The organism is Streptomyces sp. NPDC002994, from assembly GCF_040611155.1.
GTDB lineage: Bacteria > Actinomycetota > Actinomycetes > Streptomycetales > Streptomycetaceae > Streptomyces.
The window spans coordinates 53,989-67,735 of record NZ_JBEXNQ010000019.1 but is presented as its reverse complement, the minus strand read 5'-3'; the positions used below and the strand labels follow the sequence as shown (position 1 = coordinate 67,735).

Annotated in this window: 9 protein-coding genes; 2 read left to right on the top strand and 7 right to left on the bottom strand. The window is 69.6% G+C overall.

All coding sequences use genetic code 11. The annotated features are described in order from the left end of the window. Positions 1–97 precede the first annotated feature (97 nt). The 7 genes from ABZX79_RS24835 to ABZX79_RS24805 all read right to left on the bottom strand — a co-directional run bounded on the left by ABZX79_RS24835 (position 98) and on the right by ABZX79_RS24805 (position 12,166). Entirely contained in the window at positions 98–1,621 is a 1,524-nt protein-coding gene (locus ABZX79_RS24835; RefSeq protein ID WP_355261695.1) for an aldehyde dehydrogenase family protein, read from the bottom strand. 129 nt (positions 1,622–1,750) lie between these two features. Next, a complete protein-coding gene (locus ABZX79_RS24830) occupies positions 1,751–3,343 on the bottom strand; it encodes a GMC oxidoreductase (RefSeq protein WP_355261692.1) in 1,593 nt (530 codons plus the stop codon). A 70-nt stretch (positions 3,344–3,413) separates the two neighbouring features. Next, the gene (locus ABZX79_RS24825) at positions 3,414–5,012 is read right to left on the bottom strand and encodes an APC family permease (RefSeq protein ID WP_355261689.1); all 1,599 of its coding nucleotides are present in this window, start codon (positions 5,010–5,012) and stop codon (positions 3,414–3,416) included. 10 nt (positions 5,013–5,022) lie between these two features. Further along, positions 5,023–6,492, bottom strand: a complete 1,470-nt coding sequence (locus ABZX79_RS24820; protein ID WP_355261686.1) for an aldehyde dehydrogenase family protein — start codon at positions 6,490–6,492, stop codon at positions 5,023–5,025. 176 nt (positions 6,493–6,668) lie between these two features. Continuing rightward, positions 6,669–7,922: a GAF domain-containing protein gene (locus ABZX79_RS24815; protein WP_355261683.1), complete on the bottom strand. Its 1,254-nt coding sequence runs from the start codon at positions 7,920–7,922 to the stop codon at positions 6,669–6,671. A gap of 63 nt (positions 7,923–7,985) precedes the next feature. Next, positions 7,986–9,308 carry an SWF or SNF family helicase gene (locus ABZX79_RS24810; RefSeq protein ID WP_355261680.1) on the bottom strand — a complete coding sequence of 441 codons (1,323 nt, stop codon included), beginning with the start codon at positions 9,306–9,308 and terminating at the stop codon, positions 7,986–7,988. Beyond that, positions 9,305–12,166, bottom strand: coding sequence for a DEAD/DEAH box helicase (locus ABZX79_RS24805; RefSeq protein WP_355261677.1), 2,862 nt, complete (start codon positions 12,164–12,166; stop codon positions 9,305–9,307). The genes ABZX79_RS24810 and ABZX79_RS24805 overlap by 4 nt, the downstream gene beginning before the upstream one ends. Positions 12,167–12,370: 204 nt before the next feature. Between ABZX79_RS24805 and ABZX79_RS24800 the strand changes: the two genes are divergently transcribed. Next, positions 12,371–13,426 (top strand): acyl-CoA desaturase, encoded by a 1,056-nt coding sequence (locus ABZX79_RS24800; RefSeq protein WP_355261674.1) that lies wholly within the window; start codon positions 12,371–12,373, stop codon positions 13,424–13,426. Between the two features lie 100 nt (positions 13,427–13,526). Next, a complete protein-coding gene (locus ABZX79_RS24795; protein WP_355261671.1) occupies positions 13,527–13,709 on the top strand; it encodes a hypothetical protein in 183 nt (60 codons plus the stop codon). The last annotated feature ends 38 nt before the right edge of the window (positions 13,710–13,747 follow it).

Here is a 13,747-nt window from a genome sequence, read left to right as displayed (position 1 = left end):
ATTGGGAGCAGAGGTGCATGTCGACTCACTGCTTAGATGCGTTCCTCGAAGGGCGCCTGACGGGTAAATACCCTCGTCAGGCGCCCTTTTTTGGTGTCTAGAAGAAGCCGAGCTTCTTCGGCGAGTAGGACACCAGCAGGTTCTTCGTCTGCTGGTAGTGCTCCAGCATCATCTTGTGGTTCTCGCGGCCGATGCCTGACTGCTTGTAGCCGCCGAAGGCCGCGTGCGCCGGGTAGGCGTGGTAGCAGTTCGTCCAGACGCGGCCCGCCTGGATCGCACGGCCCGCGCGGTACGCCGTGTTGATGTCGCGCGTCCATACGCCGGCTCCGAGGCCGTACAGCGTGTCGTTCGCCGTCCTGATCGCGTCGTCGAAGCCCGCGAAGGACGTCACCGCGACGACCGGGCCGAAGATCTCCTCCTGGAAGACCCGCATGCGGTTGTCGCCCTCGAAGATGGTGGGCTGCACGTAGTAGCCGCCGGCCATGTCGCCGTCGTACTCCAGCTGCTGACCACCCGTGAGGACCTTGGCGCCCTCCTGCTGCCCGATGTCCAGGTACGAGAGGATCTTCTGGAGCTGGTCGTTGGAGGCCTGGGCGCCGATCATTGTGTCGGTGTCCAGCGGGTGGCCCGCGGCGATCTGTTCCGTACGGGCGATCGCCGCCTCCAGGAACTCGCTGTAGTGGCCGCGCTGGATCAGCGCGCGTGACGGACAGGTGCACACCTCGCCCTGGTTGAGCGCGAACATCGTGAAGCCTTCGAGCGCCTTGTCGCGCAGGTCGTCATCGGCGTTCCAGACGTCGTCGAAGAAGATGTTGGGGCTCTTGCCGCCCAGCTCCAGGGTCACCGGCTTGATGTTCTCGGAGGCGTACTGCATGATCAGCCGCCCCGTCGTGGTCTCACCCGTGAACGCGATCTTCGCGACACGCGGGCTGGACGCGAGCGGCTTCCCGGCCTCCACGCCGAAGCCGTTCACGATGTTGACGACACCAGGGGGCAGCAGGTCGGCCACCAGGCTCATCCAATAGTGGATGGACGCCGGCGTCTGTTCGGCCGGTTTCAGGACGACCGCGTTTCCGGCCGCCAGTGCGGGCGCCAGCTTCCAGGTCGCCATGAGGATGGGGAAGTTCCAAGGGATGATCTGCGCGACCACACCGAGGGGCTCGTGGAAGTGGTACGCGACGGTGTCGTCGTCGACTTCGCTGAGCGAACCCTCCTGCGCCCTGAGCGCACCCGCGAAGTAGCGGAAATGGTCGATGGCGAGAGGGATGTCGGCGGCCAGGGTCTCGCGGATCGGCTTGCCGTTCTCCCAGCTCTCCGCGACCGCGAGCTCCTCCAGATGCGCTTCCATACGGTCGGCGATCTTCAGCAGGATGTTCGCGCGGTCACCTGCCGCCGTACGTCCCCACGCGGGAGCGGCGGTGTGCGCCGCGTCCAGGGCGCGCTCGACGTCCTCGGCCGTGCCGCGGGCGATCTCGGTGAAGGGGCGGCCGTTGACCGGGCTCGGGTTCTCGAAGTACTGGCCGCGGACCGGCGCGACGTACTCGCCGCCGATCCAGTTGTCGTAACGGGGCTGGTACGAGACGATCGCGCCGTCGGTACCGGGCGCAGCGTAACGGGTCATCTCCGTGGCCTCCCTCTGGCGCCGCCCGCCGTTGGGCGGCGCTCGGCGTGAGGCTAGGAGTCCGTACGTTGCGACCAGGTTGCGGGGCGTGTCGGGGCCTGGCGGTTCAGGGGCGCCATCCCTGGCGGTTCAGGTCGCCTTGAGCATGTCGGCGCACTTCTCACCGATCATCATCGTCGTGATGCACGGGTTGACCGCCGTCAGGAACGGCATCACGGACGCGTCGGCCACTCTCAGCCCCGTCACGCCCTTGACCCGCAGCTGCGGATCGAGCGGCGAGCCGGCGTCGTCCGCCGGGCCCATCCGCACGGTGCCCGCCGGGTGGTAGACGGTGTTGTGGGTCTCGCGGATGTACGCGAACAGCTCCTCGTCGGTCGTGGCGTCCGGGCCGGGCGCGAGCTCGGCGCCGGCCCAGTCGGTCATCGGCGCCTGGGCGGCGATCTCGCGGGCCAGGCGCAGCCCGTACGTCATGACGCGGATGTCGTGCTCGTGTGTGAAGTAGCGCGGGTCGACCTTCGGCTTGTCCCGGTAGTCGCGGGTGCGCAGCCGGACCGTTCCCGTGGAGCGTGCCCGGGTGATGTTCGGCGTCAGACAGAAGGCGTTGTCCGTCGTCGGATAGCCGCGCCGGTACGTGTTCAGGTCGAATGGCACCGAGCCGTAGTGGAACATCAGGTCCGGCCGGTCCAGGCCCGGTTCGGTGTCCGCGAAGATGCCGATCTCCCACCACTGGGTGGAGGAGGTCACCATGGGCTGCTTCGCCTCCCACATGATCACGCCCTCCGGGTGGTCCTGGAGATGGGAGCCGACTCCGGGGGAGTCCACCCGTACCTCCACGCCACAGTCCCTCAGGTGGTCGGCGGGCCCGATGCCGGACAGCATGAGCAGCTTCGGCGAGTCGATGGCCCCGCAGGCCACGATCACCTCGCGCCGGGCCGCGACCGTACCGGTGTGAATGGTGTCGGGCTGGAGGTACTCGACGCCTGTGCAGCGCCGGCCGCCGCTGGTGCCGCCGCCGCGGCCGGCGTCGTCGTCGAAGAGGAGCCGCCTGGCCAAGAGTCCGGTACGTACCTCCAGATTCGGCCGCTTGCCGAGGACCGGGTGGAGGTACGAGACGGAGGCGGACGAACGAGTTCCGTCGGCCCGCGAGTTGATCTGGAACCAATGGGCGCCGCGCACCACCGTGGTGCCGGTGTTGAACGGTGTGGTGGGGATGCCGACGGCCGTGCAGGCCTCGAGCAAAGCGGCTCCGCACGGGTCTTTCGGAGGGACCGTACGGATGGTCACCGGCCCGGAGCGGCCGTGGTGGTCCCCGGGCGCGTCGTTGGTCTCCAGGCGCCGGTAGAGGGGGAAACAGTCCGCCGCGCTCCAGCCCGTACAGCCCAGCGCGTCCCACTCGTCGAGGTCCTCGGCCGGTGCCCAGAAAGCGATGCAGGAGTTGTGCGAGGAGCAGCCGCCCAGCACCTTGGCGCGGGCGTGCCGCATGTAGCTGTTGCCGTTCTCCTGGGGCTCCACCGGATAGTCCCAGTCGTAACCGGACTCCAGCAGGGCCATCCAGCGGTCCAGCCGCAGGATGTTGTCGTCGCCGACGTCCGAAGGGCCGGCCTCCACCACGCAGACCGTGACGTCCGGGTCCTCGGTCAGGCGCGCGGCGACCACGGCGCCGGCTGTACCACCGCCGACCACGACATAGTCGTATTCGGCCAGGGCGCTCTCTGCGGGCATCGCTTCTCCAGGCAGGCAGGCAGGCAGGCAGGCAGGCGGGCAGGCAGGCGGGCAGGAAGTTTCGGTGGGTTCAGGGGGCGGCGGACGCAGGCGGTGGCGGAGCGTCCGCCGCCTCGAAGCGGTGCTCGTCCAGTACGCCGGTCCTGTGCCGCTGCACGAACCAGTAGTAGGCGAAACCGCCGAGCGCGACGATGCCGATGAAGAGGAACGCACCCCACCGCAGATACCAGTGCTGCGGCCCTGTCGCGTTGTACACCTCCGCGCGCGGCCACGCGAGGTTGATCGACATGGCCGCGCCCCACACCACGGCGACGATGTTGACCGGCAGGCCGAACCTGCCGAGCGAGAAGTTGCCTTCGACGGGCTGCCAGTCGCCGCGGAGCCGCTTGATCAGCATGGGCACGGTGACCATCAGATAGGCCACGTAGATCATGATGATGGCGATGCTCGTGATCACGGAGAAGATCTGCGGCTGATTGATGTTGATGACGAGGATGACGACGGCCACCACGCCGATCACGACGGCGGGCACCACGGGCGTGTGGAAGCGGGGGCTGACCCGGGCGAGCACCGAGCCCGCCGGCAGGTTGTTGTCCCGTGCCATGGCGAACATCAGCCGGATGCCGGCGGCATGTACGGCGAGTACGCAGACCGTGATCGCGATGACCACGGCCCACAGGAACATCTCGCCGATGGTCGAACCGAGGGTTTCCAGTACGACGTACTGCAGACCGCCCGTGGACATCTCCTTCGCGGCCAGATCCGGCACCGCCATCAGGGCGAAGAGCAGGATGAACCCGCCGATGAGGAAGGACGCGACGAGAGCCCGCAGGATGGCGTGGGGCGCGTTGCGTCCGGGGTTGTGCGACTCCTCGCCGAGTGATGACGCCGTGTCGAAGCCGTACATGACGTACGCGGAAGCCAGTGAGGCGGTCAGGAAGACCCCGAAGTAGCCGAGGTTCTGACCGCTTCCGAGGCCGTACGTCTCCGTCAGGGCGGTGGCCGGGCCGCGGGTGATGTGCGCCGCGAGGAAGATGATCAGGGCGACGGCGGCGATCAGCTCGATGAACACTCCGGCGGAGTTGATCCGTGCCATGAGTTTGACGCCGAAGGCGTTGACGAGGGTGGAGAAGAGGACGAGCACCGAGCCGAGGAGTACGGCGTTGGCGGCCGCGTCGGTCTTGCCGGTGCCGTCGCCGACGAACTGGAACCAGTCGTCGATCTGAGGCAGCGTGATCTGGTAGGCGAGGGCCACGGCCGCCAGCGTCACCATGGTGGCCGTCATCATCATCCAGCCGCCGAGCCAGCCGATGTGCGGGCCGCCCATGGTCTTCGCCCAGTTGTAGACCGAGCCTGCGACCGGGTATCGGGCGGCCAGCTCGCAGAAGCACAGGGCGACCATCAGCTGGCCGGCGAAGACCATCGGCCATGACCACCAGTAGGCGGGGCCGCCGAAGCTCACACCGAAGTAGAAGAGCTGGAAGGTGCCGGTGAGGATCGAGATGTAGCTGACGCCGGCGGCGAAGGTGTGGAAGTTGCCGAGCGTGCGCACGAGCTCCGGGCGGTAGCCGAGCTCGCCCAGGGCGTCGTCGTCGTGCTGGGTCTGGGTCCGGGGCGCAACTTCCGGTTCCGGATCTCCTGGTCCCTTTCCGGCGGCGTTCGTAGTCATTCGAACCACCTCATTCGAACCACCTCAGCGGACTCGGCGCGAGATTGCGCCAGATGTGTTTGGCCTCCTGGTACTCCGCCAGTCCGGCCGGGCCCAGTTCACGGCCAAAGCCGGACTGCTTCATTCCGCCCCATTCCGCCTGGGGCACGTACGGGTGGAAGTCATTGATCCATACGGTCCCGGCCCGCACGCGGGAGGCCACCCGCTGGCCGCGCGCCACGTCCTCGGTCCAGACCGCGCCGGTCAGCCCGTAGAAGGTGTCGTTGGCGAGCGCGACGGCCTCGGCCTCGTCGTGGAACGTCTCGACGGTGAGCACCGGGCCGAAGGACTCGTCCCGTACGACCGACATCCCGGGTGTGCAGCCGTCGAGCACGGTCGGCAAGTAGTAGAAGCCGTCCCGCAGGGCCGGGTCGTCGGGTCGGGTGCCGCCACAGCGCAGCACTGCGCCTTCTGCCAGCCCGGCCGCCACGTACGCCTCGACCTTGTCGCGATGCGCGGCGGAGATCAGTGGTCCGGTGCGGGCGTTCTCATCGAAGGGGCCACCGAGGGGGATCGCCCGTGCGCGCTTCGCCAGCTCTGTGACGAACGCGTCGTGCAGTTCGTCCTGGACCAGCAGCCGGGCCCCGGCCGAACAGACCTGGCCGGAATGCAGGAAGATCGCCATCAGGGCGTAGTCGACCGCGGCCTCGAAGTCGGCGTCGGCGAAGACGATGTTGGGGTTCTTGCCGCCCAGTTCCAGGGCGACCTTCTTCACGGTCGGAGCGGCGGCAGCCATGATGCGGCGTCCGGTGACGAGCCCGCCGGTGAACGACACCATGTCGACCCGCGGGTCCTCGCTCAGCGGTGCGCCCACGATCGGTCCGGCGCCCAGCACGAGGTTGGCGACGCCGTCGGGCAGTCCGGCCTCGGCCAGCAGCTTCATCAGCATGATGGCGGTGTGCGGGGTCAGCTCGCTGGGCTTGAGTACGAACGTGTTGCCCGCCCCGATGGCGGGAGCGACCTTCCAGGCTGTCTGAAGGAGCGGATAGTTCCATGGGGTGATCAGCGCGCAGACCCCCACGGGTTCGTGCACCACCCTGCTGTCCACGTCCGTGTTGCCCGTATCGACGATCCGGTCCGAGCCGCCGGAGGCCGTCAGGTTGCCGAAGTAGCGGAAACAGTGGGCGATGTCGTCCATGTCGTACTGGCTCTCGACGAGCCGCTTCCCGGTGTCCAGGGATTCGGCTCGCGCGAACGCGTCCTTGTCGCGTTCCAGCAGTTCCGCGACGCGCAGGAGCAGCCCGCCGCGCTTGTCGGCGGGGGCCGTCGGCCAGGGGCCGCGGTCGAAGGCGTCACGGGCCGCCGAGATCGCCGCCGAGACGTCCTTGGGGCCCGCCTCGTCGACGGTTGCCACCAGGGTGCCGTCGGCGGGGCAGCGGATCTCGCGAACCTGCCCGTCGACGGCGGCGGTCCATTTGCCACCGATGAACAGCTCCGGCATGGGGGCTCCTCCGGGTTCGGATGGGTGGGCACCCGGGTGGCGCCCCGTCCGGACGCGCTTCTGCGGTGCTTCACCAGAAAAGAGCGCTCCGTGGAACGACCCTAAGGAGGCCCGTCCGTGTTCGCAGTGTGGGAGCCGTCATCCGGCGGAAGGGGAGTCGGTCCTGGGGGCGCCGGTCACCCGCCGCCCTGCCAGGAGTCGAGTTCGCGTACGCGTGTGAGCGCGGCCGGCCGCTGTTCCCGGGGGAGTACGGATGCGAGTGCCTGCCAGACGCTCAGATCGTCCTGCCCCCACGGGCTGTACGCCCAGTCCGCGAGCAGCCCGGGATCGGCGCGGGCTATCACGGCGTTCCGTAACTGGTCCTCCAGGCGCCGTCGCAGACATACCACCCCAGGGGCCTGGGAGGCGGGCAGCAGCGGGCCGGCGTACCCGCTCATGGCCGCGGTCGTCGCGCCGGACGCCAGGCGCCTGGCGACGGTGTCGAAGTCCGTGTCGACGGCAGTGGCGAGCCGGTAGGGGCGGGAGAGGAGCAGCGCGGGGCCGAGCAGATGGCGTAACCGGGAGAGCTCGGCGCGCAGGGTGACAGGGGTGACCGATTCGTTCTCGTACAGGGCGATGAGCAGCTCGTCGCCGGTGAGGCCCTCGGGGTGACGGGCGAGCAGGACCAGGATCTCGCTGTGGCGGCGGCTGAGACGTACTTTGCGGCCCTCTACGACGAGCAGCGCCTCGTCCCTGCCCAGGGCCCCGAGCTGGACGGGGGAGCGGTCGGGCGGTGCGAGGAGCGCGAGCCTGGACTCGGCCGCACACGCCACCGCCTGGACGAACGCCAGGCTGTGCGGATGCGCGAGCCCGTTCCCACCGGTGATGTCGACGGCTCCCAGGAGCCGTCCGGTGTGCGGATCGTGCACGGGGGCGGCGGCACAGGTCCAGGGCTGCACCGGCCTGCTGAAGTGCTCGGTGGCGAAGACCTGCACGGGCCGGTCGAGGGCGATGGCCGTACCCGGTGCGTTCGTTCCCATCGCGGACTCGGACCAGCGGGCGCCCGGCACGAAGTTCAGCCGTCCGGCGCGACGCCGGGTCCCCGGGTGTCCCTCGACCCACAGCAGCCGGCTCTGCGCGTCGCACACCGCGAGCAGATGCTCCCCCTCGCTCGCATAGGTGCCCGTCAGCTCGCGCAGCAGTGGCATCACCCGGGCCAGCGGATGCTCGTCGCGGTACGAGCCCAGATCACCGTCGGTCAGCTCCACCTGGGCCGTCGAATCGGGACTGACGCGCGCCCGCGCGGACCGCCGCCAGGACTCACCGACCACGGCCCTTACGCGCCGCTCCAGCCGCCCCGCCGTGGTGAACACCTCGTGCGCCCGGCGCAGTTCGCCGATCCGCTTCCCAGGATCGGCGCCGGATTCCAGGGCCACCCATGCATCGCTCACTTCGGCCTCCCGGGCCATCGTGACGGAGGCGCGGTGACCCGGCAAGCACGCACCGTTGCGCTGTCAGGGGTTCGAAGGGTTCGAAGGGTGCGAAGGGTTCGGGAGGACGGCGGCGAGTGCCGCCGCCGGATCCTGATCGGCCGGACCGGCAGGCGTCCACCGCCCGCCCTCCTTGCGGTACGGCCACCAGCGTCCGTCTCGACCAAACCGCAGCTGGGCATCCGCACCAACGACGGTCCGCCGGTTGTGCCGGGCACGCAACTGCGGACGCTCATCCTCCTCCCACGCCTCAGCCAGCCGCGTACGGGCGCGTGCGAGGGCCTCCTGCTCCGGCGACCACTCCTCCTCCAGCACGGCGAGCGCGGCACGCCTCCCGTACTGCCATGCCCGTACGGCCAGGGCGAGTTCGGCCTGTTCCCGTCCGGAACCCGACGCGAGACGCGCGGCGATCCGCGGTCCGGGCCCGCCGGCAGCCAGCCGCACCGCGTCCTCCTCCAGCGTCGGTCGCTCTTCCACCGGCTGCTGTTCATGCCCGTCCGCCAGCGCTTCGGCCAGGAGACGATGAGCACGCCCGGCCGCGTCCGCCGCCAGGAACTCCAGCGCCGCGACATCGATCCCCGGCGCCGGCCCCGCCTCCGTGTCGAGAGCCGGCGGCCGGCCAGGCTCTCCAGGGAGCGGCGGAGGAGCCGGCAGGGGTGGCAGCATGTCCCGTGCCGCGAACGCCTCGTCGGCCCGCACCCCCTCCGGCTCAGCCTCGCCGCCGTCCCCTTCCGGTGTCTCCTGCGGTGAGGCGAGGGCGGCGCTGCGTGCCTGCAACTCGTCGAGCAGTTCCCGTTCACCGCGTCCCCGCATCAGCAGCAGGACGAAGGGGTCCTGGTCCAGCAGGCGCGCCACCTGATAACAGAGCGCCGCCGTGTGCGCACAGTGATCCCACGCGTCGCAAGAGCACTCCGGCTCCAGATCGCCGATGCCCGGCAGGAGTTCCGCTCCCGCAGCCGCCGCGTCCTCCACCAGATGGGGCGGCATCTCCCGGTCAAGGAGCGCCGCTATGTGCCCCGCCCGCTCGACCGCCATGTCGAGGAAGCGGTCCCACTCCTCGCCGCTCAACCGCTGCAACAGCACATCACCGCGGTACGCCGAACCGTCCTTCTCCCGTACCACCGCCGTGATCCGGCCGGGACGTACTGACACGGCGCCGACCGCTCCCTCACGCGCGTATCTGCGGCCCCTTCTGAGCTGTTCGCCGTCGAGGGCGGTGTCCTCCAGCGCCTTGATCCACGCCCGGCCCCACCACGTCTGCGCGAAACCACGCCCCCGCGCGGGAGGCAGTGCAGCGAAGGTGCGCTCCGTTTCCTCCGGCTCACCTGTCTTGTCCCAGTCGCTCATCGTGTGCCCCCTCGCAGCTCCACCAGGTCCGCCAGTTCCGCGTCGGTCAGTTCGGTCAGCGCGGACTCGCCGTTCCCGAGAACGGCATCCGCGAGCTCCTTCTTGCGGGCGAGCATTCCGGCGATCTGGTCCTCGATGGTTCCCTCGGCGATCAGCCGGTGCACCTGCACCGGCTGGGTCTGCCCGATGCGGTACGCCCGGTCCGTGGCCTGAGCCTCGACCGCCGGGTTCCACCAGCGGTCGTAATGCACGACATGGGCGGCCCTCGTGAGATTGAGCCCCGTGCCCGCAGCCTTCAACGACAGCAGGAAGACCGGGACCTCACCGTCCTGGAACCGCTGGACCATGGCCTCACGCTCCGGCACGGGCGTACCCCCGTGCAGGAACTGGGTGCTTGTGCCACGCGCCGCGAGGTGCTTCTCCAGCAGCCGCGCCATCTGCACGTACTGCGTGAACACCAGCACACTCGCCTCCTCGGCCAGAATGGTGTCCAGCAGCTCGTCCAGCAGTTCCAGCTTCCCGGAGCGGCCCGCGATCCTGGGCCGCTCCTCCTTCATGTACTGCGCCGGGTGATTGCAGATCTGCTTCAGCGCGGTGAGCAGCTTCACCACAAGCCCGCGCCGGGCGAACCCGTCGGCCGCCGAGATCTCGGCGAGCGTCTCGCGGACCACCGCCTCGTACAGACCGGCCTGTTCCGCGGTGAGTGACACGGCATGGTCGGTCTCCGTCTTCGGCGGCAGTTCCGGAGCGATCCCGGGGTCGGACTTCCGGCGCCGCAGAAGGAACGGCCGTACCAACGTGGAGAGACGCTCGGCGGCGGCGGGGTCGTTGCCGCCCTCGACCGACTGTGCGTAGTGCCTGCGGAACGTTCCGAGCCGGCCCAGCAGCCCCGGTGTCGTCCAGTCGAGGATCGCCCACAGCTCGGAGAGGTTGTTCTCCACGGGTGTGCCGGTGAGCGCCACGCGCGCGTGGGCGTCAAGGGTGCGCAGTTGCCTGGCGGTCGCCGAATACGGGTTCTTGACGTGCTGAGCCTCGTCGATGACGACCATGCCCCACGGCTCGGTCCGGGCGAGCCGCGCGGCGTCGAGCCGCATGGTGCCGTACGTCGTGAGGACGAACTCCCCGTCGGCCAGGGCGTCCAGGCTGCGGGAGGCGCCGTGGAACCGGCGTACGGCGGTCCCGGGAGTGAACTTCTCGATCTCACGCTGCCAGTTGCCCATCAGGGACGTGGGGCAGACCACCAGCGTGGGACCCGCCGTCCGCTCATTCGTCTGCCGGTGCAGATGGAGGGCGATGAGCGTGATGGTCTTGCCGAGGCCCATGTCGTCGGCGAGGCAGCCGCCGAGCCCGAGGGACGTCATGTGGTGCAGCCAGTTGAGGCCGCGCAGCTGGTAGTCGCGCAAGGTCGCCGCGAGCGCGGCCGGTTGCGGAACCTCCCCGTGCCCCGGCCCCTCGGGATCGGCGATCCGCTCTCGCAGCCCCGCCAGCCACCCCGATGCCTGTACGTCGACCTGCCGGCCGTCCAGCTCCGTGCGGCCTGTCAGCGCGGCACTGAGCGCATCGATCGCGGTGACCTTGCGATCCTGCGTCTCCCGCGCGCGGCGGGCCTCCTCGGGATCGATGAGGACCCACTGGTCGCGCAGGCGCACGACCGGCCTGGTGGCCTCAGCCAGCCGGTCGAGCTCCTCCCGGGAAAGCTGCTGATCCCCAAGGGCGAAACGCCAGTTGAAGGCGAGCAGAGCGTCGGGCGACAGGTAGGACGGCATGCCGGACTGCGTCTGCCGCGCATTCTCCGGATCGTGCGGACTCCTGCCCTCGTCGGGCGGCCCCACGACCGCGCGTGCCGTCAGTTCGCGTGCCAGTTCCTTCGGCCAGTGCACCTGAACTCCGGTGGCCGCGAGTGCCCGGGCGGCCTCACCGAGCAGCTCGGTGAGCTCCTCGTCCGCCGGCTCGATCGCGTCGGGCACGGCAGCCGACAGAAGTGGCGCGAGCGGTGGCCACGCGCGGGCGGCGCGGCGCAGGGCCAGCAACGCGTCCATACGGGCGCGCGGTCCGAACGCCGGACCGGTGTGGGCGGCGCCGGCCCACACCTCCGCGGCGTCAGCGACCAGCGAAGGGTCGCTGACACTGTGCATCTGGAGAACGACACGGAAGGCGGGCCCCGCCTCAACGGACAGCTCGACCCTCAGGGAGATGCGTACGCCCGCGTCGTGCCCGGCGGCGACATCCGCCGCCCAGGCACGCTGCTCGGGAAGCCGCTGCGGCTCGGCGCCGGCGTACGCGGGACCGGCGGCGGCCGTCGCCGCGGCGGGCGTACGCGGCAGCCCGTCGGCGACCGCGTCGAGGAACGCGCGCAGAAGCTTCTCGGGAGCGGGCAGCCGTAGCGGCCGTTCCGCGGCATCGAGGGGTACGGCGTGTGCTGCGGGTGGCATGGAGGCCGCCAGCTCGCGCACCCGTTCCTGGTCCGCGGTGGTGAGCGGTCCGGCCCGCCAGGCGTCGTGATCGGTGGCGCTGAGTCCCGGCAGGAGCAGTCCGCGAGCGGCCAGCTGGAGGGCGACGAGCGCGGCCGCACCCCAGAAGGCGGCGGAAGGGTCGGCTTCCGCGGACGCGCGGGCCCTGGTCAGGACCGGCAGAGCGTCCCGTACAGGCAGCAAAAGGGCTCGTACGGTGTGAGCCGTGGCGCCGTCCGTGACGACGGCCAGTTCCTCCACCACGCCAGGGGCGGAGGGGAGCCCGCTTCCGTCGGAGCGCCAGAAGGCCACCTTGCCGGTGCGCGCCGGATCCGCGGGCAGGAACACCACGGAACATCGGGTGAGTTCGGAGATCTCGGAGAGCGTTGCCGCAGGAGGCCGGTGCACAGCGATGGTGAAGTCCTCAAATTTGACTAGTCCCTTTCGAAGACGCCGAGAGTACAGCATCCGGCCGACGAAGGTGCACCCAGCCCCTCCGTGACGAACTGGGGCTGGCACCACCGAAACCCGGGGGCTGACGCCATGGTCATCAAGGGTCCTGGTGCGTAGTTTCATCAGGTCAGAGCAGGTCCTACAGATCCGGAGACCCTTATGCCCCAGGCCGCCACTGTCGCGGAACCCACGACAGGCACCTCGGGGAGCGATTTCGCCCCGCTCCTGCGAAGCGCCAGGGAGCAGGGCCTCCTCGAGCGACGCACCGGCTGGTACGCGCTGGGAATCGTGGCCAACCTGCTCGCCATGGCCGCCGTCGTCGCCGGACTCGTGCTCATCGGTGACTCCTGGTGGGCGCTCCCGCTCGCGCTGCCCCTGACCGTGCTGTGGGCCCGCACCGCCTTCGTCGGTCACGACGCGGGACACGCGCAGATAACCGGCAATCGCAAGGTGAGCCTGGCGATCAGCCTCGTCCACAGCAATCTGCTGCTCGGTATGAATCAGGCGTGGTGGAACGACAAACACGTACGCCACCACGCCAACCCGAACCACATCGACAAGGACCCCGACGTCGGCGTGGGGGCACTGGTCTGGACGCAGAAACAGGCCGAACAGCGTGAAGGTTTCGCCCGCTGGCTCACCCGCAACCAGGCGCGCTTGTTCTTCCCGATGCTGCTGCTCGAAGGCATCGCCCTGAAGATCTACGGCTTCCAGTACCTGCGCCGGCAGCCGGCGCGTGAGCGCGCGCTGGAAGGCTCGCTGCTCGTGGCCCACCTTGTCGGATACTTCGCCTTCCTGCTCACCGTCATGTCGCCCGGCAAGGCGGTGGTGTTCGCGCTCGTGCACCACGCGCTCTTCGGCCTCCACCTGGGAATGGCGTTCGCGCCCAACCACAAGGGGATGGAAATGCCCGACCCCGACGGCGAGCGCTGGGGCCACCTGCGCCGGCAGGTCGTCACTTCACGCAACGTGCGCGGCGGGATACTCACCGACTGGTTCCTCGGCGGCCTGAACTACCAGATAGAGCACCACCTCTTCCCGAGCATGGCGCGCCCGAATCTGCGGCTCGTACAGCCGCTGGTGCGTGCGCACTGCAAGGCGGTGGGTGTGTCGTACGCGGAGACCGGACTGATCGACTCGTACCGGCAGGCGCTGACGCACATGCACGAGGTCGGCGCGCCTCTCAGGACCGACAGGACCGGCGACGGGGGCTGACCCGAACGCTGCCGTCCAGCGCCCGCGCGGCGGAACTGTGGCGCGGGCGCGCACGTTACCGGAGCATGAAGCGGCAACAGCCGCGAAGGAGGCGTCGAAGATGTCGAAGAGCGCGAAGGTCGCCACCGGTGGAGTGGTGGTGGGGATCGCCCTCATGTGGCTGGTCGGGTTCTGGCCCGGCCTGCTGATCATGATCGGTGTGCCCGTCGCGGCCTATCTGATGCTGGACACCTCGCAGCGCCGCAGGCTGCGCAGTGTCTCACGCAAGCAGATCGGCCGCTGAGCCTGCCTCAAACCGTGCCGGGATAGGGTCTTAAAGGA